We start from the raw sequence: 18,810 nt of genomic DNA, 5'->3' as shown, positions 1-18,810 counted from the left end.
CAGATAAAGGATTGTGGTAAACAATCAAGGTTGCTCAGGTAGGTGATAAGCAGGAAGGAAAATCTGGTGTAAATAACGCCAGATCTCACAAGATTCACTCTGAAAAATTTTCCTGGAATTAATCACAATGTCATCAAGATTTTGTGACCGCCTTCGCATATTGTACCTGCCGTTGAACGACTACTGAAAAGTAGCAAGGTATGTATTTTATCCAGGAGAGCACCTTTTTTGCGCCTGGCAGAAGTCCCCAGCCGCCACTAGCTCAGCTGGATAGAGCATCAACCTCCTAAGTTGATGGTGCGAGGTTCGAGGCCTCGGTGGCGGTCCAATGTGGTTATCGTATAATGTTATTACCTCAGTGTCAGGCTGATGATGTGGGTTCGATTCCTACTGACCACTTCAGTTTTGAATAAGTATTGTCTTGCAATCCTGTTACAGAATAATTTCATTTATTACGTGACAAGATAGTCATTTATAAAAAATGCACAAAAATGTTATTGTCTTTTATTACTTGTGAGTTGTAGATTTTTCTTATGCGGTGAATCCCCCTTTGCGGCGGGGTGTCCAGTCAAATAGTTAATGTTCCTCGCGAACCATATTGACTGTGGTATGGTTCACCGGGAGGCACCCGGCACCGCAATTTTTTATAAAATGAAATTCACACCCTATGGTTCAGAGCGGTGTCTTTTTACATCAGGTGGGCAAGCATAATGCAGGTTAACGTGAAAGATACGAGCAATAGCAGAAACCAGTGATTTCGTTTATGGCCTGGGGATTTAACCGCGCCAGAGCGTATGCAAGACCCTGGCGCGGTTGGCCGGTGATCGTTCAATAGTGCGAATATGAATGGTTACCAGCCGCTGCGAATTCTACCTGGGTCACTTAATAAAGCAAAACATTTAAACACTCAACAACGACAATTCAGACAGTTCGAACTTTTCTTTAAAAATAGGATTAACCATGTTTAAAAGTGGTTACTAATTAGCCATTATACTATGGTAGTGATTCACATATTCTTTAACGTTACGTTACAGGAAAGTTGAAGTGGAAATGCCTGATGAGCCTTCAGGCATTTCTTAAGGTTAGTTAGCTAAGGAACAGTTACTGAGAACAGGTTTATCATCACCTTCCACCAGTTCAGCCGTTTTGCCTTTGGTATAAAGTTTATAAGTATAATTTTTGTCTATGGCTTCGTAATTTGCTCCGGAGGCCATTTTCATTAACCGCATCGGGATCATCTCGTTTACCTGACTGATAATCGCATAGGCGTTTCCAGCCTCGGTGTTGACGTAAATCACCTCCATAACCTGGTTATCATTACAGGTGTATATAGATTTAGAAATCTCCTGCGAAGCTGCTATAGATGTGGAACTGGCGCTAAGCGCAGCGAGAAAGAGGGTAAATGGGATCAATTTACGTTTCATCATTAGTATCCTTTGTGCATAAAATTGTCGTTAATTCCCTGAAGAACGGGAGATAAAGCGGCATCAATACGATGAATGCTGTAGTATTCCTGTTTACTGACGAAAAGTGCGCCAGAAAAGCGTATTATAATTTATCCATCACTGACATATGTGATGAGTAGACAAATCTTAAAAGCATAAACTATAGGCTGCAAATCATTATGGTGCGATAGAAAATGATTGTCACCACTGCTCAATACTATGGCATAAAAACCGAAGAAAACGGTACTGTTCACTGTCTCGTTTCATACGGTATCTGTCAGTGAAACTATTTCTTCAAATGATGGTCTTTTTATTATCGATCAGATAATGGCATCAACAGGGGTTATTCAGGAGTATATGTGAAAAAGTGGCTTATAGGAGGGATATTGATCGCAAGTTTTCTGACCGGTTGTCTGATGTGGCACAACATTGATAAATGGTTTAATAAAGATATCGAATTTTTCTACGCCGGAGACGATGACTAAAATTCCTGTCAGTTGGCAACGGGTGTCATATCTTCAGGTATGGCGCCCGGAGTAGCCGGGCGCAAATTGTAGGTGTATAAAAGTCATTTCATTAAAATTTTAGCGACAACATGGACAGTCACTACCGCGTGCTAGCGGCCCTCTGAAGTCACAAGATGAATAAGCCAGTTTTTTGTTTCAGCGGTGACTGAAACATATTTTGTTCCTGGTGGGCTTACCGCCAGTTGCTGAAAAAGACAACGATGATGTGACTGTTGCAGAGATTGACGAATACGACGACCGTGAATTTTATTTTTGGCGACCATATTTCCTCCCAAAAGGCCGCCCGAAGGCGGCGCTGGGTTTGATAATGGAGAAGGGCGTTGGTCACTGCCATAACCAACCTGTATACACTAATGCAATTGATAATCATTATCAATTCTGCTGGTGAAGAAAAATTGTAAAGATGAAGGGACAGCGGAAATGGCAATGAACGGGATGAGACTTTTCGTTAACCACTTAAATTCGTGACTAAAAAAAGCTTTTATAGGCTTGAAAATGTTTTTTCCGTCCCTATGTAGTCAGTGGACAAGCAATGCTTGCCTTGATGTTGAACTTTTGAATAGTGATTCAGGAGGTTAATGATGGCACTCAGAACCTTGTCAGCACTTCCCGTGTTTGCTGATTCTCTTTTCTCTGACCGTTTCAACCGTATTGATAGACTTTTCAGTCAATTAACAGGAGATACGCCAGTCGCTGCGACGCCAGCTTACGATCTGCAAAAGCGCGATGCGAATAACTATCTGCTTACCGTGAGCGTTCCTGGCTGGAAAGAGGAAGAGCTTGAAATTGAAACGGTTGGCGGCAACCTGAATATTACGGGTAAACACACTGAAGAGACGGTAGAGGATCAGACGCACTGGATTTATCGTGGTATTCGTAAGGCGGACTTCCAGTTGAGTTTTTCTTTGCCTGAACATGCTAAGGTGAATAATGCGAAACTGGAACAGGGCCTCTTGTTGGTCGAGATTTACCAGGAGATCCCTGAAAGCGAGAAACCGAAAAAAATTGCCATAGAAAGTAAACCAAAGGCGATTGAACACAAATCATAATCGCGTTAATGAAGGCCCGTTTAGACGGGCCTTCATTGTCTGTAGCGAAAAGTATCCCGTCATGCTTGTAGGCACAGATCGCTAAATATTATAGCCCTGACCTCTATATTATCCCGTGCCACTGACCTCGTCGCCATTGGACGGCGGTAAGTTGGAATTATCCGCGAGGTCAGTCCAATTTTTGTCCACTCTCGACATTCTGCCTGTTATGGGCGCGATATCTGAACATAAATTCGTATAGCGGTTCATCGTTTTCACCGCGTTGATGCTATTTCTGCTAACACTACTTTCATACATAAAAAAGCTGATGCTTTTTACCTTATTTAATAGAGGCAGGTATGAAATTAGCGCTCGTCAATCGGCAGGTCATTTTACCGGAAAGCGGAACCGAGTCCTTTCAGTGCCATGCCTCTACGCTTGTTCGCTTACCGTGCGGTACGCTAGTGGCCGCATGGTTCGCGGGGTTGCGCGAAGGAAGCGAAGATACAGCCATCTGGCTATCTCGCTATGAACATAATCTCTGGACAACACCGCAGCGAGTGGCGGCACGCGAGGGGGAAGCGCACTGGAATCCGGTGTTATTTTACCCGTCGGATAAATTGTGGTTATTTTATAAAGTAGGCAGCGACGTACACGTGTGGAAAACCTGGTTTATCACCTCCAGCGATCGAGGATTTACCTGGAGTACGCCAGCTCCGTTGGTCAACGATGATATTTTGCCGCGCGGTCCCGTAAAAAATAAACTCCTGCTGGCATCAAATGGCGCCTGGATTGCGCCAGGGTCGATTGAAAGTCCTGAACGGTGGAGGGCATTTGTGGATCGATCCTCTGACGAAGGAAAACACTGGAATATCTCTTTTGTTCCGCTGGAGCCTGATAACGCTATTTCCGGGACAAACGTAGCGTTGTGGGATGGTATAAAAAAGGGGGTGTTGTGGGAATGTTGTCTGGAAAACCTCCTGCGCTGGGATGGCGTTATTCAGCCTACGCTGTGGGAGTCTTCTCCGGGGCATATCCATATGTTGTTACGAAGCACACGCGGGGCAATTTTTCGCAGTGATTCAATCGACTATGGCGCTACCTGGTCTGTTGCCCGCGCGACATCTTTACCGAATAATAATAGTGGTATCGATCTGGTTAGTATGCAGAACGGTACGCTGATTCTTGCGTTAAATCCGGTCAATGGCAACTGGGGAAAGCGCTATCCGCTTTCACTGATTGCTTCCCAGGATAATGGCGAATCATGGCTACCGCTACTGGACCTGGAAAGTGACCGCGGTGAGTATTCTTATCCCGCTATTATTAGCGAGGGGAGCGTCGTACATATCACTTACACGTGGAACCGGAAAAATATCGTATATTGTCGATTACAAACGGTATAAGGCGCTATCAGTCGAAACCGATAGCGCTGGAATAATAATGCCTTGCCCGGCGTGCTCTCTCACGCCGGGATGGCCGAAATAGTCATGATTTACCGGGTAACATCCTTGAAAATGTATCGTCTTTTTGTATGTAATGGTGAAACAACGCCGCTGCTGCATGCATGGCAATCAGGAAATAGCCGATATTGGCCAGCATTTCATGAATACGCTTTATATCCGATTTTAGGGTGCTATCTGGCGTCAAAAATACCGGTACAGTAAAACCAAAAAAGCTCCAGCTTTTCCCGCCTGACGCCATCATCGCGACGCCCAGCAGCGGTAAGGCGAGAAAAGTGAGATAAAGCGCGATATGCATTAATTTAGCGGCTACGAGCTGCCAGTGAGGAGGGGGAGGCGTAATGACCGGATCCGGGTATTTGTGTTTAAGATATAACCGTAAAAACATCAGCGCCCAGACCAGAACGCCCATGTCATAGTGCATGTCTTTCATAAACAGGTAAACGCTGGAGCCTTTTGGCGCCCACCCCCGTAACTCAATAGCCGCATATGCGATGCCTGTCAGGAGCAGCGTTAACCAGTGAAGCGTTATTTGCAGTCTTGAGAAATGTGCCATTATTATTATCCTTTATTAACAACTGCTTGTAGGGTATGCGTAAAATCTTAACAGAACCTTAAAGCGGGGGCTGAGTCGCAAGGAACAGACAGAGATAGCGGCACGTAAAATGGGATAAAAAGCCGGCGGCATCGCCGGCTTACTGTTGTTATTGTCCTCTTACGACAACACAGGTTTTACCATAAAACGGATATGAGCCTGTAGTTTCATAATCAACACTCGACACTAAAGAAATATCGCCCGCTTTTTTCGCTGAATCAATAGATGCGTCGCCGGTATTTACAATACCCAATACCGTTTGCGCACACGCTTTACCGGTTTTGGTTGCCGGGAGACTCGTGGCAGTAATTGGCCCTTTAACATCCGTATATAAGCCAATCCCTGTCGGTGATGGTCCTGTAGCACACCCCGTTAAAAGAGAACCAATAAAGATAATTGAAAAAATGTGTTTTTTATTTGTCATGGGATTAGTCCATTATAAATTAATAGAAAACTTACCGTCCGAAAATGTCCGGACAGTCATTTAAAAAGTGGTGTATATTAAATATGCGATATTACTCTTTGCACCCTCCTGTTGATGTCGTACCTGATGGACAAATATCCGTTGAAGCCGGATATATTCCCCATGCCGTGTTTTTATAACTTGCGCATCCTGTCAGCAATGAGAACAGTACGGCTAAAAAAATCATCACGAGCCCTGGCGGCGTTAACATTTTTCGGTTGGACTCCATAGCATGTCATTTCATCGGGTTGCCATATGACTGGCGTTCTGCTGGTAAGTTTCATTAACGCCCGGTTCGTTTAATATTGGTTTAGGTTTAAAGCCAGGAAGCGCTAATTACGATACCTTCTTACGTTTCAGTACTGACTAATAACGTTGAGAAAATGAACAGCGTCGGATGGGAAGACGTAATACAGAATAGAAAGGAAATAAGAGAATAAGATGGCGTTAATTAACCCGGTATTCCTGGCGTCATTTCCCTTGCGTTTTATCCCCGTCAAAAGCGGCCTTTAGCCCACGTTGGCGCTCCCGATGTTTGTGCGTATGATGTTTTTAAAAGATCGTCATACTTTCTGTTCTGCGTCAATTTTTTCATTACAAATGCTCGCCATAATGCCGTCCTCAGGAGGTCTCCCGACGTTTATGCTGCGCCGGGAGAAACAAAAACAACGCATAATCTGGGACAAATTGATGATTAAAGGCAAACTGGCGCTCGTGACGTGCGCGCTGACTCTGGTATTCACTTCGTCGCTTTTCGCCGCGTCGGACACGGCAGACGGTCGTACCCTGAAGCTGGCCATTGGCCCTGAGCCAACGGAAGGCTTTGATCCTATGCTGGGCTGGAGCCACGGCAGCTACTTATTGCTTCATGCGCCGTTGCTTAAGCAAAACGCCGACATGAGTTGGGGTAATTTACTGACGGAAAAAGTGGATACCAGCCCCGACGGTAAAATCTGGACGCTAACCTTAAAGCCCGGGCTGAAATTCTCCGATGGCTCGCCATTAACTGCCGAAGATGTCGTATTTACATACAACAAAGCGGCGAAGAGCGGTGGTAAAATTGACATGGGCAATTTTAGCCATGCGCGAGCGCTGGATGCGCGCCGAATTGAGATGACGCTGAGCCATCCGCAGAGCACCTTTGTGAATGTATTAGGATCGTTAGGGATTGTTCCGGCCAGCCGTTATGATGAAAAAACGTTCGCCCGTGAACCGATAGGCGCCGGTCCATACCGACTGGTCAGCTTTCAGCCGGGTCAGCAACTGATCGTTGAAGCTAATCCCTGGTATGCGGGTAAAAAGAATGACTTTAACCGGCTGGTTTTTGTCTTTCTGGATGAAGATAATGCTTATGCCGCCGCGCGCAGCGGACAGTTGGGACTGGTGCGCATTGCCCCTTCTATGGCGGTGGCCCCGCAGCAGGATAATCTTAAACTCTGGGTACGCGATAGCGTTGAAAACCGGGGCATTGTCTTCCCGATGGTGCCAGCCGGTAAAAAGGATGCTAACGATTATCCTGTCGGCAACGATGTGACCGCTGATGTCGCTATCAGACGCGCAATTAACTATGCCATTAATCGTAAGCAACTGGCGGAACAGGTGATGGAAGGCCATGCGATACCCGCCTATAGCGCGGTGCAGGGATTACCGTGGCAAAATCCTTCAGTGATATTCAGCGATGGCGATATTGCAAAAGCGCGCGCCATCCTGGAAGAGGCTGGCTGGAAAATAAACAGTGCGGGCGTGCGTGAAAAAGCAGGTAAAGAAGCGCGTCTGACCTTATGGTATGCCAGTGGCGACAGCACCCGACGGGATCTGGCCGAGGCGGTGCGCGCCATGTTGCAGCCTTTAGGCATTGTCGTCTCGTTGCAATCGGGAAGCTGGGAAACTGTAGAGCGCCATATGCACGCTAACCCTACGCTGTTTGGCTGGGGAAGTCTGGACCCGATGGAACTCTTCCATCACTACAGCGGGAAAGCCGCTGGTGTGGAATATTATAACCCGGGCTATTACAGCAACCCTGCGGTAGAAGCACATCTGAAACAGGCTATAGATGCGCCTGACTGGCAAAAGGCGATTCCTTTCTGGCAGCAGGTTGAGTGGGATGGAAAGCAGGGCGCGGGCGTCCAGGGCGATGCGGCATGGGCATGGCTGCTTAATATTCAGCATACCTATCTGGCCAACCCCTGTATTGATCTGGGAAAAGGCGCGCCAGAAATCCACGGTAGCTGGTCGGTGTTAAACAATCTTGATGACTGGACCTGGACCTGTCGGTGATGAAATTGTTCTTCAGTCATTTTTTGCGGCTGATTATTCTGTTGGTGCTGGTGGCTGCCGGCACCTTCATTTTGCTTAGCTTTTCGCCCGTTGATCCTATCCGTGCTTATATTGGCAACGATCTGCTCCATGTTCCGCCAGAACAATATGCGCGGATTGCGGCGCGCTGGGGGCTCGACCAGCCGCTGTGGGAGCGTTTCGGTCACTGGTTTTGGCGTTTGCTCCAGGGTGACATGGGGTATTCCATGCTGTTCAACATGCCTGTCGCCAACGTGATCCGGGAACGTTTTGCAACGTCATTCGCGCTGCTGGCAGGCGCCTGGCTATTGTCTGGTGTGTTGGGCGTGACATTGGGTTTTCTGGCCGGACGTTTTCTCTACCGCTGGCCGGATAAGATGATTTGCCGTATCAGCTACTTATTGTCATCGTTGCCCACTTTCTGGATAGCAATGCTGTTGCTGGCGCTGTTTGCCGTCCGCTGGCCGGTATTACCTGTTTGTTGCGCCTGGGACCCCGGAAATAATGCAGGAACAGCTCTTTTATCGGAACGCTTACGCCATCTTGTGTTGCCGGTATGTGCGTTAAGTCTGTTGGGCATGGGGCAAATTGCGCTGCATACGCGAGAAAAAATAGCCAGCGTAATGAAGAGCGAATTTATTCGTTTTGCGCGCGCTCAGGGGGATAAAGGATGGTCGCTGTTACGTCACCAGGTGTTACGTCATGCGATTACCCCAGCACTCTGTTTACAGTTTGCTTCTCTGGGAGAACTGATGGGGGGGGCGTTACTGGCAGAAAAAGTCTTTGCGTATCCGGGGCTGGGACAGGCCACTATCGATGCCGGCCTGCGTGGCGATGTCCCGCTACTCATGGGGATCGTTTTATTCTGTACGCTATTAGTGTTTGCCGGAAATACGATTTCAGCCTGGCTTGTGGTGGTGCTTAATCGATCGCTGGAGCGTCCCGATGCTCTATAATCCTGCCCCGACGTTGTTTCGTCTGATCCTCTCCGTTACCTGTCTGCTGTTTATTGCCGGATACGGTTATGCCACGTTGAGCCAGTCGCCAGAGGTTAATCTGCTTGCCCGGCATCTGTCGCCTGATATCCAGCACTGGTTTGGCACCGATAATCTGGGGCGCGATGTATGGCTTCGTTGCTTTCAGGGGGCCTTCACCAGTTTACAAATTGGCGTTGGCGCCGCGTTGTGCAGCGGCGTTATCGCGCTAATGATGGCGGCAGCGGCGCGCATTCATCCCCGGCTGGACCTCCTGATGCGGCTGATAACCGATGCTATGCTCGCCATGCCGCATTTACTTTTGCTGATCCTTATCTGTTTTACACTCGGCGGCGGTAAAAGCGGCGTCATTGCGGCCGTGGCGTTAACGCACTGGCCCCGTCTGGCGCTGATTCTGCGCGCCGACGCGGAGCGGGTAGCGCAGAGTGACTACCTGACACTGACCTATCGTCTGGGGCATGGACACCTTTATTGCTGGCGATATCACTATTTTCCGGCGCTATTGCCGCAATGGTTGACGGGAACGTTATTGATGTTTCCTCATGCGGTATTGCACAGCGCGGCGTTAAGTTTTCTGGGGTTTGGGCTGGCGCCGCATGAGCCTTCGCTGGGGCTGTTGCTGGCGGATGCGTTACGGTTTATTAGCCATGGAAACTGGTGGCTGGTGCTGTTTCCCGGCCTAATGTTATTCACGCTGGTGATGCTCTTCGATCAGTTTGCGCGCGCCATTCGGCGGCTGTGGCTAAGGAGTGACGTATGCTGAGTTTACAACAGGTTACGCTGGAAAGCGCGCGTTATCGCTGGTATGGCGCGAGACGCTGGTCGCCGTTATTACAGAATGTCTCTTTTGATATCGCGCCCGGCGAAATGGTGGCATTGGTTGGCGGCAGCGGGGAGGGAAAAAGTCTGTTGCTGCAATGCCTGCTCGATCTGCTGCCGGAAAACTTACGCTTTCGGGGGGAGATTACGCTTGATGGCAACCGGCTGGACAGACATACCATCAGGCAGCTTAGGGGCAATACGTTTAGCTACGTGCCGCAGGGGGTACAGGCGCTTAATCCCATGCTGAATATCAGAAAACATTTGAGCAGAGCATGTCATCTGACCGGACGCGCCTGGGATGAGACGCAGATGGTACAGCTATTACAGCAAAGCGATCTCGAACCGACAGTTCTGGAACGCTTTCCCCGCCAGCTCTCCGGCGGGATGGCTAAACGAATTCTGGCGTGCCACGCCTCGCTCAGCCAGGCACGTTATATTCTCGCGGATGAGATCACCGCCTGGCTTGATACGGCACTGGCAAACCAGTTGCTTGAGCACTTGCGAGGTCTCTGCGAGCGGGGATGCGGCGTGCTGTGGGTGACTCATGACCTGCTGCTGGCGGCGCGGTATGCCGATCGCATTGTGGCGCTGCATCAGGGTTATATCACGGACAATATCCGCTGCGAGCAGTTACAGCCGGAAGAGATGAGTGAGCCGTTAAAACGGCAATGGCAAGCATTGCCTGAACTAAGCCCGTTATTTATGCCGACCGGAGAGGGAATAGAATGTTGAGCTGCCGCGACCTCGTTATTCGTCAGGGCGGGAAAGTCTTATGGCAGAACCTGACGTTTACGATTTCTGCCGGTGAACGGGTAGGAATTCATGCGCCAAGCGGAACGGGGAAAACAACGTTGGGGCGCGTCCTGGCCGGATGGCAAAAGCCGACGGCGGGCGATGTTCTGCTGGACGGCAGCCCGTTACCCCTGCATCAGTATTGTCCGGTACAGCTTGTTCCCCAGCATCCTGAACTGACGTTTAATCCCTGGCGAAGCGCCGGAGACGCTGTGCGTGATGCCTGGCAGCCTGATCCGGAAACGATGAGGCGTTTGCATGTGCAGCCCGAGTGGCTGACGCGTCGGCCAATGCAGCTCTCAGGCGGGGAGTTGGCGCGTATTGCGATACTGCGCGCGCTTGACCCACGAACGCGTTTTCTGATTGCCGACGAAATGACGGCGCAACTCGATCCGTCTATTCAAAAAGCGATATGGGGATACGTGCTTGAGGTGTGCCGCAGCCGTTCATTAGGGATGTTGGTGATTAGTCATCAGTCTGCGCTACTTGATCAAGTCTGTACCCGCCATTTACAGGTGGAATAGCCGCAAGTCGTTTCTCCGCATTGCCGTGTCGCCGTTAACGCACCGGGAACCCATGGGTTCCCGGTATTGTCGGCAGAGATTTTACTGCATGACGCGTTTATCTGCGTTTTTTGCATCAGCGGTATTACTGTAGTCCCTGGTCTCTTCAACCTGTACAGGGGCTCTGACGACCAGACTTGGCAGCGCCAGTTCAATATCATTCTCAATGAGTTTTTCAATAATACGGATATTTATCTCTTGCTGAATATCCATGTATTTATTGTAATCCGCGGTATTGACGATATGTACCACCTCATAGGTCAGCCGATCCTGACCAAAGGCCAGTAGATGGGCGCGGTCGAATTGTGTTTCGCCGACATCGGTAATAATCTTTTTCACCATATCGCCGATGAGGCGTAACTTTTCCGGCGGTGTCGCAGTGGCGACGCCAAAAGTAAACACGATACGACGCGTTTGCATCCGCTTATAGTTGTGTATGGTTTGCTGCAACAACTGCGCGTTCGCACAAACGATCTGTTCGCCGCTGAGGCTACGGATGCGAGTGGTTTTCAAACCGATATGTTCAATCGTACCGGCTACATCATTAAAGACGACGAAATCGCCGATCTCGAAGGGCTTATCGAAACCAATCGACAGCGAAGCGAAGACATCGCTCAGAACGGTTTGTACCGCCAGGGCAATAGCAATACCGCCCACGCCGAGGCTGGCTACCAGTGCGGTAATATCCACGCCGACGTTCGCCAGGATGGAGAGCAACATCATAGACCAGACGAGCACGCGCAAAATCATACCAAGAATGACTAACGTCACCGGGTTTTTATTGGAGCCTGGGGCATACAGTAAATGACGCATCCATGACTGTACGCCCTGATCAAGCCAAATCGCCATTTGAATCGCAACCACTAAAAACCAGGCGTGAGAGAGGGTAGAGAATAACCGGTCGGGCAGGGCGACAAAGCGCAGGCTAAAGAGAAATGCGGCAAAAAAGATGAGCATCTTACTGGTCTTTTTCAGCATCTCGAAAACAATAGGCCGCAGCCGCCCATGAGCATCATCCTTTTTATCCGGGCGTTGTAGCGCTTTATAGACCACATTAAGTAGCCAGTTGATGAGCCAGTAAGTAATGAGGGTGACGAAAAAAACGACCGCCAGATTGATCCAGAACGTCGTTGACATCAGCATCGCAACGATATTTAGTCGTGCTAAATACTCCATTTTACCTCCGATGAAAAGCAGATGAACATTACAGTATAGACGTCACATCACGGAGGCCGATTTCCGGCTTTACTATTGCTGTTTTATTCAGCACTTTTGTTCAAAAAGTATGAAAAAGAGGGGTAGCCGTTTGGCTATCCCGGCGTTTCTGTGCAGACTTATCTACTCCTCTTAATAAAATAAGGAGTTATTTATGCAACAAGAACATCGTGAGTGTATTGAGCAGTGTTATGAATGCGCGGCGGCGTGTGATATCTGCGCCTCTTCTTGTCTGCGTGAAGATAACGTCGAAATGATGAAGCACTGCATCCAGTTAGATATGCAATGTGCGGCCATTTGTCGCCTGGCGGCGCAATTTATGGCATTGGAAAGCGAGTACTCACAAAAATTATGCCGCCTGTGCGCGGATATCTGCAAAGCCTGCGCCGAAGAGTGTGCAAGGCACGATCACGACCATTGCCAGAATTGCGCGCGGGCATGCAGCCAATGCGCAGACGCCTGCCTTAAAATGGCCGCGTAATTTTTCTTCCGCCATTAGCTCAACCGGATAGAGCATAGAGCTTCTACCTCTAAGGTTCGGGGTTCAATTCCTCGATGGCGGACCAGTTGATATCAAAAAAGGCCACCTGCGCGGTGGCCGCTGAGTTTCTGTTGAAATAAATGCAATGTTATAATATAACAATCATCTTTCTAAGAAAGATGAGGGTAACGTTTTGGTGATTCATTTAAAAAAACTGACAATGCTTCTGGGAATGCTGTTGGTAAATAGTCCTGCCTTCGCGCATGGTCATCATGCTCATGGCGCGCCGATGACGGAGGTTGAGCAAAAAGCGGCAGCGGGCGTGTTTGATGACGCTAATGTACGCGATCGCGCGCTCACCGACTGGGATGGTATGTGGCAATCCGTCTATCCTTATCTGGTCAGCGGCGAGCTGGACCCTGTCTTCAGGCAAAAGGCGAAGAAAGACCCGGAGAAAACGTTTGAGGATATTAAAGCGTATTATCGCAAAGGATACGCGACGAATGTTGAGACTATCGGCATTGAAAATGGCGTTATAGAATTCCATCGCGACAATAACGTTGCATCTTGTAAATACAATTATGCCGGCTATAAAATTCTGACTTACGCATCGGGTAAAAAAGGGGTGCGCTATCTGTTCGAATGTAAAGATGCGAATAACAAAGCGCCTAAATATGTTCAGTTTAGCGATCATATCATTGCCCCGCGCAAATCGGCGCACTTCCATATCTTTATGGGAAATACCTCGCAACAGGCATTGTTGCAAGAGATGGAAAACTGGCCTACCTATTATCCTTATCAGTTAAAGGCGAATGAGGTCGTTGACGAAATGCTACATCATTAAGTCTGATTGCAATGTTAAAAGCTCGCTATGAATAGTGAGCTTTTTTTCTGCCGTTATGCCATATTTCTGGCAACCAATATAAAAATACCTGCGCCCCCGGAGCGATGATGACGCTGTCCATACCGCCCTCGATTCAATGCCAAACGGAAGCGGCATGTCGCCTGATTACTCGTGTCACAGGCGATACGTTGCGTGCTATTCATTTATATGGTTCCGCTGTCGCGGGCGGTCTGAAGCCAAACAGCGACATTGATCTACTGGTGACAATATGCCAGCCGCTGACGGAGGCCCAACGCGCAACGCTGATGCAGGAATTGCTGGCGCTTTCATCGCTGCCGGGGGCGTCGGCAGAAAAACGCGCTCTGGAGGTCACTGTCGTGCTTTATTCGCAGCTGGTTCCCTGGTGTTTTCCACCTTCCAGGGAAATGCAATTTGGCGAGTGGCTAAGAGAGGACATTTGTCAGGGGATTTATGAACCAGCGCAGCAGGACTGGGACATTGTGTTACTGATAACCCAAATTCTGGAAACCAGTATACCGCTAAAGGGAGAACGCGCGGAACGGCTGTTCACGCCAGCCCCTGCGGCGCAGTTGCTGAAGGCCTTGCGTTATCCCCTCGACCTTTGGCAATCCACGGCAGATGTGCAGGGAGATGAGTATCATATCGTTTTAACCCTGGCGCGTATCTGGTACACCCTTTCTACCGGGAGATTTACCTCTAAGGATGCGGCGGCTGACTGGCTGTTACCTCAGTTGCCAGAAGATTATGCTGCTACGTTGCGTGCGGCGCAGCGTGAATATTTAGGTCTGGAGCAGCAGGACTGGCATATTTTGCTGCCTGCGGTCGTACGCTTTGTGGATTTTGCCAAAGCGCACATTCCCACGCAGTTCACATAAGATGCCCCAGGACGTCTGTCAGGTTGCGCAAACGGCGTTCCTCAACTACTACTTAATAGGTTCTCATCGCTGAAGTAAGCAGATGATCTTATGCGGGCCATCGAATGGATATTCCCACATGGCTCTCGTTTTGTTGAGGTGGATATGACTGGTTCCGCATCATCTGTTTTAAAGACAGATACAAGACTATTGAGCGAAAACCTGTTTCTTAATTATGGTCTGGAGTCCTTATTTAAGGACGTCGCAATAATAGCTGGTAACGTAAATTATATTATTTTTGATATCGACGATTACTACACCGTACAGCAGTATATTACTTCCACATTTAAAACGGTACTCATTGGAATTGTTACCCATAATGAATATAACTTTATTGATGAACATCATGTCATATATCGAATAAAGGTCGATGCCTCTATTGCTGAGTGGCGTGAGTTACTGATTTTGGCCGCTGCTGGTCAATTTTTTCCCAGGTCAGAGAAGGTCAGATTAACGGCGAATGAAAGAAATGTTTTGGCGATGCTTGTTAAAGGAATGGATATCCGACAAATAAGCTGTGAGCTGAATGTACATTTAAAAACTATTTACTCAGTACGCTACCATGTTCTGACTAAATTAGGTTGTAGAACAGTTCTGGATTATCAAATACTGTCCGTCTCTAAAGCCTTTACGCACTGGCTTACAATAAATAATGTCGATAATGTAATTTCCCGTGTAAATAGTAAGGTCATTGCTTAATAATGATTTGCTTCTGATGGCGTTTAGGTTCACTATGCTTTCTTACATCATCATGAGGCCAGACAGGCATGGCTACTTTTAGTATTAGCGCAATGGCGGCGCAGTGTGGTGTCACAACAGCAAATATCAGGTCCTGGGAACGCTATGGCCTGCTTCAACCTACCAAAGATGAAGCTGGCAATCGTTTTTATTGCATAGAAGATGCTATCAGAATACAGCATATTATCGACGCGTTAAGCAAAGGCTTCTCATTAAAAGAGATTAAACCTGCCCTCTATGGTGAAGAAACGCATTGCCGCTCGGGATGGTTATTCTACCAGGAAGAGATTTTAGCGCAGTGTAGAAAATTCGAACCCGCCAAATTGCGAAAATTACTCTGGCGTTATGGTCGGGAAATTCCGCCGTGTATCGTCATTGAGTCAATACTGCGTCCTTTACGGCTGTGGTTGTCCGCAGGCGATGATGATGCACGCCGATTTGAAAAGGCATTACTGGATACTGCGATTATTGAATACGCCACATTCCAGCTAAGTAGCGTACGAAAGGCGCCAGCAGGCACAATGCTTATTGCTGCGTTTTCGCTGAACGACCCCATTGAGCTATGGCTGGAAACGATTAAATATTGTAGTGAAGGTATGCGAGTTGAAGTCATCCCCTGGCAGGCGCCGATGCCCGATCTTTTATCAACGTCTTTCGAGCATATTGTTCTGTGGCATGATGAGACATTAACTCCCGCGCAGGAAAATCTTATTCAGGCTTTAAAAGAATCGGGTAAATTTAGTCTTCATGTGAAAAATGGTTCAGGTTTAACATTACTGCCAGCCGTATACCGGCAGCATGAGATGCCAGAAAGCATGCAGCATGTTGCACCGCAAATCCATGCAAACGGCTACGAAAAATCAGGCACCGCACGTTGAGGCATCTGCATTATTAACGAACAGGGGAGGAGTAACCCCCTCCCTTGTTTATACCTTTCATACTTCAAGTTGCTTATGTGTTGGCTACGGATTACTCGGCCCATCCATGGGCCTCGCCCTGACGGGCCGTCGCTCGCGACGTTCACATCTGCTCCCGGCAGATTTGTCGTTCACCCCAGTCACATAGTTATCTATGCTCCTGGGGACTCACTCCCTTGCCGCCTTTAAGCAACTCGCATTATTTTGGGTATATATTAGATGTCGTCAGGTGTCTGAAACAAAACGGCTTCTAAGGCATTACGGTAAATATCAAGCTGCACTACGTCTTTTTCTGTTTCCAGTTTTTCAATAAGTTTGGCGATGATATCCTTATTTGAGACATGCTGCTGCGATTGCAATAGTTCGTAAGTAATTTCCTGAATAGCTCGCTGTTCACATAACATATGTGCAGAAAAAGGATTGCCAGTACTATTTTGTTCGTTGACTAGTGTAATGGTAGTCATATTTCACCATATTCGATGTAAATTGAAGCCGATCTCCCTGAGCGGGGGAGAGAAATTAGTGACCTATTAAAATTAGACCTATATCATAAAACCGTAATAAAAAATCATAAAAACGTGATGTACATCACATTTGTGTGATTTGTTGTATATTTTATACACTTTAAGTGAAGGTGAAGATTCCGTAGAATCAACGGCCTGTTCTTTTTATCACTCCAGTTTAAACGAATAAGCATTAATACCCATCTGTAATAATTACTTAATGTTATCTTAATAAAGGTAAATTACTGTCAGGCCTCCGTAAAAGGAGGTTGATTAATGATTCGTCATATCGCCATTTTTCTTTGTTCTTTATTGATGTGCAGCACCACTTTTGCCGATTCGGTAACGTCGGTATCGCTTGGCGCGCTCTTAACCGCGCTCAATGAACGCATGTTATTAATGAAAGATGTGGCTGCTTATAAAATGAAGCACCATCTGCCGATAGAGGATTTCACGCGTGAACAAAATGTTTTTGCCGAGGCCGAAGAAGAAGCGAAAAATAACGGTCTGGACCCGCATTCGATAACCCCTTTTATTCGTTCGCTAATGGATGCCAGTAAAGCGATACAGTACCGCTATTTAGCGCAGTGGCGAACCGGCTCAGAACCCTCCTTTCCGATACAAACCTTGTCGGTCACCCGGCAACGTATTCGACAACTTGATAATCAAATGTTGATCATTATCAGCCAGCGCTTGATGGTCGGCGCTTTCAGCCACGAGGATATGGTGTGGCTGAGAGCGAAGTTTAATGCGCCGAATCTGAATGAGAGCGATATCAGTGATGTGTTGGCAGCCCTATCTCTGGTACGACGCGCGCGTTAATTCCCCATGAGGAAACGTGGGCCAATACCGGGTGATTGCCTGCGGGGGGCGCGATACAAGAACGTTTTTGGGTGATGGGGATATAAGCGTGGCGGAATAGCGGCTGGAGAGACGTGGTTTCGCTTCCCATCTTCCGGTGCATTCGTTAGCATACTGTTTCGCAGTTAAGCGTAAATGTTTTCAGGAAGAGGTTAATGTGTTCGCGGAGTATGGTGTTCTGAATTATTGGACGTACCTGGTTGGGGCGATTTTTATCGTTCTGGTACCGGGGCCGAATACGCTTTTTGTGCTTAAAAACAGCGTAGGACGCGGGGTTAAAGGAGGATATCTTGCCGCATGCGGCGTGTTTATCGGCGATGCGATATTAATGTTTCTGGCGTATGCGGGCGTGGCGACGCTGATCAAAACAACGCCGGTTCTGTTTAACATTGTTCGCTATCTCGGCGCGTTTTATCTGCTCTACCTTGGCGCAAAAATTCTTTACGCCACTCTGACCTCAAAAGGGCGTGCGGCGACGGAAACGGTAGTTCCTTTTGGCGCTATTTTTAAGCGTGCTTTAATTCTTAGCCTGACGAATCCTAAAGCCATACTTTTTTATGTTTCCTTTTTTGTGCAATTTATTGATGTTACTGCGCCGCATACTGGCGTGTCATTTTTTATTTTGGCCACCACCCTTGAAATCGTCAGTTTTTGCTATCTGAGCTTTTTAATTCTTTCTGGCGCTTTTGTAACCCACTATATTGGTACCAAAAAGAAACTGGCAAAAGTGGGCAATTCGTTGATTGGCCTTCTTTTCGTCGGATTTGCCGCCCGGCTGGCAACGCTCCAGTCTTAACCCCTGGACCCGTCGACAACGGCGGGTCATTGCTCTCCTTTCGGTTTTATCGCGTGGAAAACAGCAAAATAGTAACCAATAAATGGTATTTAAAATGCTGTTTTTGGAGCGTAACCTTTTTACGACAGCGATGAGATTATCGTTGAGTAACCTGCGGGAAGAGGGAAGCAAATGCGGCAAATTCCACAAAATCATATCCATACACGTTCCACGCCATTCTGGAACAAAGAGACGGCGCCTGCCGGAATTTTCGAACGCCACCTTGATAAGGGAACGCGACCCGGCGTTTATCCTCGTCTCTCGGTGATGCAGGGGGCGGTCAAATATCTCGGATACGCTGATGAACATTGCTCTGAGCCGGAAGAGATCATGGTGATCAATGCCGGCGAGTTTGGCGTGTTTCCTCCGGAAAAGTGGCACAATATTGAGGTCATGACGGATGATACCTATTTTAACATCGACTTTTTTGTCGCGCCGGAAGTACTGATGGAAGGGGCGACCTCACGAAAAGTCATTCATGCCGGGAGAGAATAAT

22 protein-coding genes, 2 tRNA genes and 1 pseudogene are annotated in these 18,810 nt (G+C 47.9%); 19 read left to right on the top strand and 6 right to left on the bottom strand.

Annotated features, from left to right (window positions below; all coding sequences use genetic code 11):
• The first annotated feature begins 251 nt into the window (after positions 1-251).
• Positions 252-328, top strand: a tRNA-Arg gene (locus NA986_RS06070).
• A gap of 754 nt (positions 329-1,082) precedes the next feature.
• On the opposite strand, the gene NA986_RS06065 is transcribed toward NA986_RS06070, so the two are convergent.
• Positions 1,083-1,427: a c-type lysozyme inhibitor gene (locus NA986_RS06065; protein WP_000977722.1), complete on the bottom strand. Its 345-nt coding sequence runs from the start codon at positions 1,425-1,427 to the stop codon at positions 1,083-1,085.
• A gap of 377 nt (positions 1,428-1,804) precedes the next feature.
• Here NA986_RS06065 and NA986_RS06060 point away from each other — a divergent pair, with 377 nt between their 5' ends.
• The 4 genes from NA986_RS06060 (at position 1,805) to NA986_RS06045 (ending at position 4,403) form a co-directional block, all read left to right on the top strand.
• Positions 1,805-1,930: a hypothetical protein gene (locus NA986_RS06060; protein WP_000758944.1), complete on the top strand. Its 126-nt coding sequence runs from the start codon at positions 1,805-1,807 to the stop codon at positions 1,928-1,930.
• A 199-nt stretch (positions 1,931-2,129) separates the two neighbouring features.
• Positions 2,130-2,360, top strand: a complete 231-nt coding sequence (locus tag NA986_RS06055; protein WP_031618890.1) for a hypothetical protein — start codon at positions 2,130-2,132, stop codon at positions 2,358-2,360.
• 193 nt (positions 2,361-2,553) lie between these two features.
• Positions 2,554-3,021, top strand: a complete 468-nt coding sequence (locus NA986_RS06050; RefSeq protein ID WP_001218118.1) for an Hsp20 family protein — start codon at positions 2,554-2,556, stop codon at positions 3,019-3,021.
• Positions 3,022-3,359: 338 nt separating this feature from the next.
• On the top strand, positions 3,360-4,403 hold the full coding sequence (locus NA986_RS06045; protein ID WP_023215941.1) for a sialidase family protein: 1,044 nt from the start codon (positions 3,360-3,362) through the stop codon (positions 4,401-4,403).
• Positions 4,404-4,485: 82 nt separating this feature from the next.
• Here NA986_RS06045 and NA986_RS06040 read toward each other — a convergent pair whose 3' ends face one another.
• Together NA986_RS06040 and NA986_RS06035 are read right to left on the bottom strand one after the other, a co-directional pair.
• Complete coding sequence (locus NA986_RS06040; protein ID WP_000929977.1) at positions 4,486-5,016, bottom strand: cytochrome b; 531 nt, start codon at positions 5,014-5,016, stop codon at positions 4,486-4,488.
• Between the two features lie 148 nt (positions 5,017-5,164).
• Complete coding sequence (locus tag NA986_RS06035) at positions 5,165-5,479, bottom strand: TRL-like family protein (protein WP_000182479.1); 315 nt, start codon at positions 5,477-5,479, stop codon at positions 5,165-5,167.
• 681 nt (positions 5,480-6,160) lie between these two features.
• Here NA986_RS06035 and NA986_RS06030 point away from each other — a divergent pair.
• Genes NA986_RS06030 through NA986_RS06010 form a run of 5 tightly spaced genes read left to right on the top strand, consistent with a single transcriptional unit; the run spans position 6,161 to position 10,946 of the window.
• The gene (locus NA986_RS06030) at positions 6,161-7,795 is read left to right on the top strand and encodes an ABC transporter substrate-binding protein (RefSeq protein ID WP_000946082.1); all 1,635 of its coding nucleotides are present in this window, start codon (positions 6,161-6,163) and stop codon (positions 7,793-7,795) included.
• Positions 7,795-8,769 carry an ABC transporter permease gene (locus tag NA986_RS06025; RefSeq protein ID WP_001748353.1) on the top strand — a complete coding sequence of 325 codons (975 nt, stop codon included), beginning with the start codon at positions 7,795-7,797 and terminating at the stop codon, positions 8,767-8,769. The genes NA986_RS06030 and NA986_RS06025 overlap by 1 nt, the downstream gene beginning before the upstream one ends.
• The gene (locus tag NA986_RS06020) at positions 8,759-9,571 is read left to right on the top strand and encodes an ABC transporter permease (protein WP_023217047.1); all 813 of its coding nucleotides are present in this window, start codon (positions 8,759-8,761) and stop codon (positions 9,569-9,571) included. The genes NA986_RS06025 and NA986_RS06020 overlap by 11 nt, the downstream gene beginning before the upstream one ends.
• Positions 9,565-10,362, top strand: a complete 798-nt coding sequence (locus NA986_RS06015; protein WP_000950210.1) for an ATP-binding cassette domain-containing protein — start codon at positions 9,565-9,567, stop codon at positions 10,360-10,362. The genes NA986_RS06020 and NA986_RS06015 overlap by 7 nt, the downstream gene beginning before the upstream one ends.
• Entirely contained in the window at positions 10,356-10,946 is a 591-nt protein-coding gene (locus tag NA986_RS06010) for an ATP-binding cassette domain-containing protein (protein ID WP_000947459.1), read from the top strand. The genes NA986_RS06015 and NA986_RS06010 overlap by 7 nt, the downstream gene beginning before the upstream one ends.
• A gap of 81 nt (positions 10,947-11,027) precedes the next feature.
• On the opposite strand, the gene NA986_RS06005 is transcribed toward NA986_RS06010, so the two are convergent.
• Complete coding sequence (locus tag NA986_RS06005; protein WP_000456065.1) at positions 11,028-12,161, bottom strand: mechanosensitive ion channel family protein; 1,134 nt, start codon at positions 12,159-12,161, stop codon at positions 11,028-11,030.
• Between the two features lie 193 nt (positions 12,162-12,354).
• Here NA986_RS06005 and NA986_RS06000 point away from each other — a divergent pair, with 193 nt between their 5' ends.
• From NA986_RS06000 to NA986_RS05975, 6 genes are all read left to right on the top strand, one after another.
• Complete coding sequence (locus NA986_RS06000; protein ID WP_001183699.1) at positions 12,355-12,681, top strand: four-helix bundle copper-binding protein; 327 nt, start codon at positions 12,355-12,357, stop codon at positions 12,679-12,681.
• A gap of 8 nt (positions 12,682-12,689) precedes the next feature.
• Positions 12,690-12,766, top strand: a tRNA-Arg gene (locus NA986_RS05995).
• 111 nt (positions 12,767-12,877) lie between these two features.
• Positions 12,878-13,525, top strand: coding sequence for a metal-binding protein ZinT (zinT, locus tag NA986_RS05990; RefSeq protein WP_165850587.1), 648 nt, complete (start codon positions 12,878-12,880; stop codon positions 13,523-13,525).
• Between the two features lie 107 nt (positions 13,526-13,632).
• Entirely contained in the window at positions 13,633-14,421 is a 789-nt protein-coding gene (gene aadA / locus NA986_RS05985; RefSeq protein WP_023217049.1) for a cryptic aminoglycoside nucleotidyltransferase ANT(3'')/ANT(9), read from the top strand.
• 144 nt (positions 14,422-14,565) lie between these two features.
• Positions 14,566-15,159: a helix-turn-helix domain-containing protein gene (locus tag NA986_RS05980; protein WP_001738208.1), complete on the top strand. Its 594-nt coding sequence runs from the start codon at positions 14,566-14,568 to the stop codon at positions 15,157-15,159.
• Between the two features lie 68 nt (positions 15,160-15,227).
• A complete protein-coding gene (locus tag NA986_RS05975; protein ID WP_000190263.1) occupies positions 15,228-16,076 on the top strand; it encodes a MerR family transcriptional regulator in 849 nt (282 codons plus the stop codon).
• A 254-nt stretch (positions 16,077-16,330) separates the two neighbouring features.
• Here the strand turns inward: NA986_RS05975 and NA986_RS05970 are convergent, their stop codons facing one another.
• Both NA986_RS05970 and NA986_RS05965 read right to left on the bottom strand, forming a co-directional pair.
• Positions 16,331-16,579: a biofilm/acid-resistance regulator YmgB/AriR gene (locus tag NA986_RS05970; protein ID WP_000208086.1), complete on the bottom strand. Its 249-nt coding sequence runs from the start codon at positions 16,577-16,579 to the stop codon at positions 16,331-16,333.
• Positions 16,580-16,657: 78 nt separating this feature from the next.
• Positions 16,658-16,812: pseudogene (locus tag NA986_RS05965) on the bottom strand (hypothetical protein).
• An 82-nt stretch (positions 16,813-16,894) separates the two neighbouring features.
• Here NA986_RS05965 and NA986_RS05960 point away from each other — a divergent pair.
• The 3 genes from NA986_RS05960 to yeaR all read left to right on the top strand — a co-directional run bounded on the left by NA986_RS05960 (position 16,895) and on the right by yeaR (position 18,809).
• Entirely contained in the window at positions 16,895-17,440 is a 546-nt protein-coding gene (locus NA986_RS05960; protein WP_000617988.1) for a chorismate mutase, read from the top strand.
• A 196-nt stretch (positions 17,441-17,636) separates the two neighbouring features.
• On the top strand, positions 17,637-18,275 hold the full coding sequence (gene leuE / locus NA986_RS05955) for a leucine efflux protein LeuE (RefSeq protein WP_000457190.1): 639 nt from the start codon (positions 17,637-17,639) through the stop codon (positions 18,273-18,275).
• 171 nt (positions 18,276-18,446) lie between these two features.
• Positions 18,447-18,809 (top strand): DUF1971 domain-containing protein YeaR, encoded by a 363-nt coding sequence (gene yeaR, locus NA986_RS05950; protein WP_001248993.1) that lies wholly within the window; start codon positions 18,447-18,449, stop codon positions 18,807-18,809.
• Position 18,810 lies beyond the last annotated feature (1 nt).

It is taken from the genome of Salmonella sp. NW177 (assembly GCF_051811585.1).
GTDB lineage: Bacteria > Pseudomonadota > Gammaproteobacteria > Enterobacterales > Enterobacteriaceae > Salmonella > Salmonella enterica.
This window is presented reverse-complemented; position numbering and strand designations above follow the sequence as displayed.

Excerpts from the sequence above, each read along its gene's own strand:
- NA986_RS05960 (WP_000617988.1), top strand. The coding sequence starts at position 16,895 with ATGATTCGTCATATCGCCATTTTTCTTTGTTCTTTATTGATGTGCAGC.
- aadA (WP_023217049.1), top strand. The coding sequence starts at position 13,633 with ATGACGCTGTCCATACCGCCCTCGATTCAATGCCAAACGGAAGCGGCA.
- NA986_RS06050 (WP_001218118.1), top strand. The coding sequence starts at position 2,554 with ATGGCACTCAGAACCTTGTCAGCACTTCCCGTGTTTGCTGATTCTCTT.
- NA986_RS06020 (WP_023217047.1), top strand. The coding sequence starts at position 8,759 with ATGCTCTATAATCCTGCCCCGACGTTGTTTCGTCTGATCCTCTCCGTT.
- NA986_RS05970 (WP_000208086.1), bottom strand. The coding sequence starts at position 16,579 with ATGACTACCATTACACTAGTCAACGAACAAAATAGTACTGGCAATCCT.
- NA986_RS06045 (WP_023215941.1), top strand. The coding sequence starts at position 3,360 with ATGAAATTAGCGCTCGTCAATCGGCAGGTCATTTTACCGGAAAGCGGA.
- NA986_RS05980 (WP_001738208.1), top strand. The coding sequence starts at position 14,566 with ATGACTGGTTCCGCATCATCTGTTTTAAAGACAGATACAAGACTATTG.
- NA986_RS06040 (WP_000929977.1), bottom strand. The coding sequence starts at position 5,016 with ATGGCACATTTCTCAAGACTGCAAATAACGCTTCACTGGTTAACGCTG.
- NA986_RS06035 (WP_000182479.1), bottom strand. The coding sequence starts at position 5,479 with ATGACAAATAAAAAACACATTTTTTCAATTATCTTTATTGGTTCTCTT.
- yeaR (WP_001248993.1), top strand. The coding sequence starts at position 18,447 with ATGCGGCAAATTCCACAAAATCATATCCATACACGTTCCACGCCATTC.
- NA986_RS06005 (WP_000456065.1), bottom strand. The coding sequence starts at position 12,161 with ATGGAGTATTTAGCACGACTAAATATCGTTGCGATGCTGATGTCAACG.
- NA986_RS06010 (WP_000947459.1), top strand. The coding sequence starts at position 10,356 with ATGTTGAGCTGCCGCGACCTCGTTATTCGTCAGGGCGGGAAAGTCTTA.
- NA986_RS06025 (WP_001748353.1), top strand. The coding sequence starts at position 7,795 with ATGAAATTGTTCTTCAGTCATTTTTTGCGGCTGATTATTCTGTTGGTG.
- NA986_RS06015 (WP_000950210.1), top strand. The coding sequence starts at position 9,565 with ATGCTGAGTTTACAACAGGTTACGCTGGAAAGCGCGCGTTATCGCTGG.
- NA986_RS06065 (WP_000977722.1), bottom strand. The coding sequence starts at position 1,427 with ATGATGAAACGTAAATTGATCCCATTTACCCTCTTTCTCGCTGCGCTT.
- NA986_RS06030 (WP_000946082.1), top strand. The coding sequence starts at position 6,161 with ATGCTGCGCCGGGAGAAACAAAAACAACGCATAATCTGGGACAAATTG.
- NA986_RS05975 (WP_000190263.1), top strand. The coding sequence starts at position 15,228 with ATGGCTACTTTTAGTATTAGCGCAATGGCGGCGCAGTGTGGTGTCACA.
- NA986_RS06000 (WP_001183699.1), top strand. The coding sequence starts at position 12,355 with ATGCAACAAGAACATCGTGAGTGTATTGAGCAGTGTTATGAATGCGCG.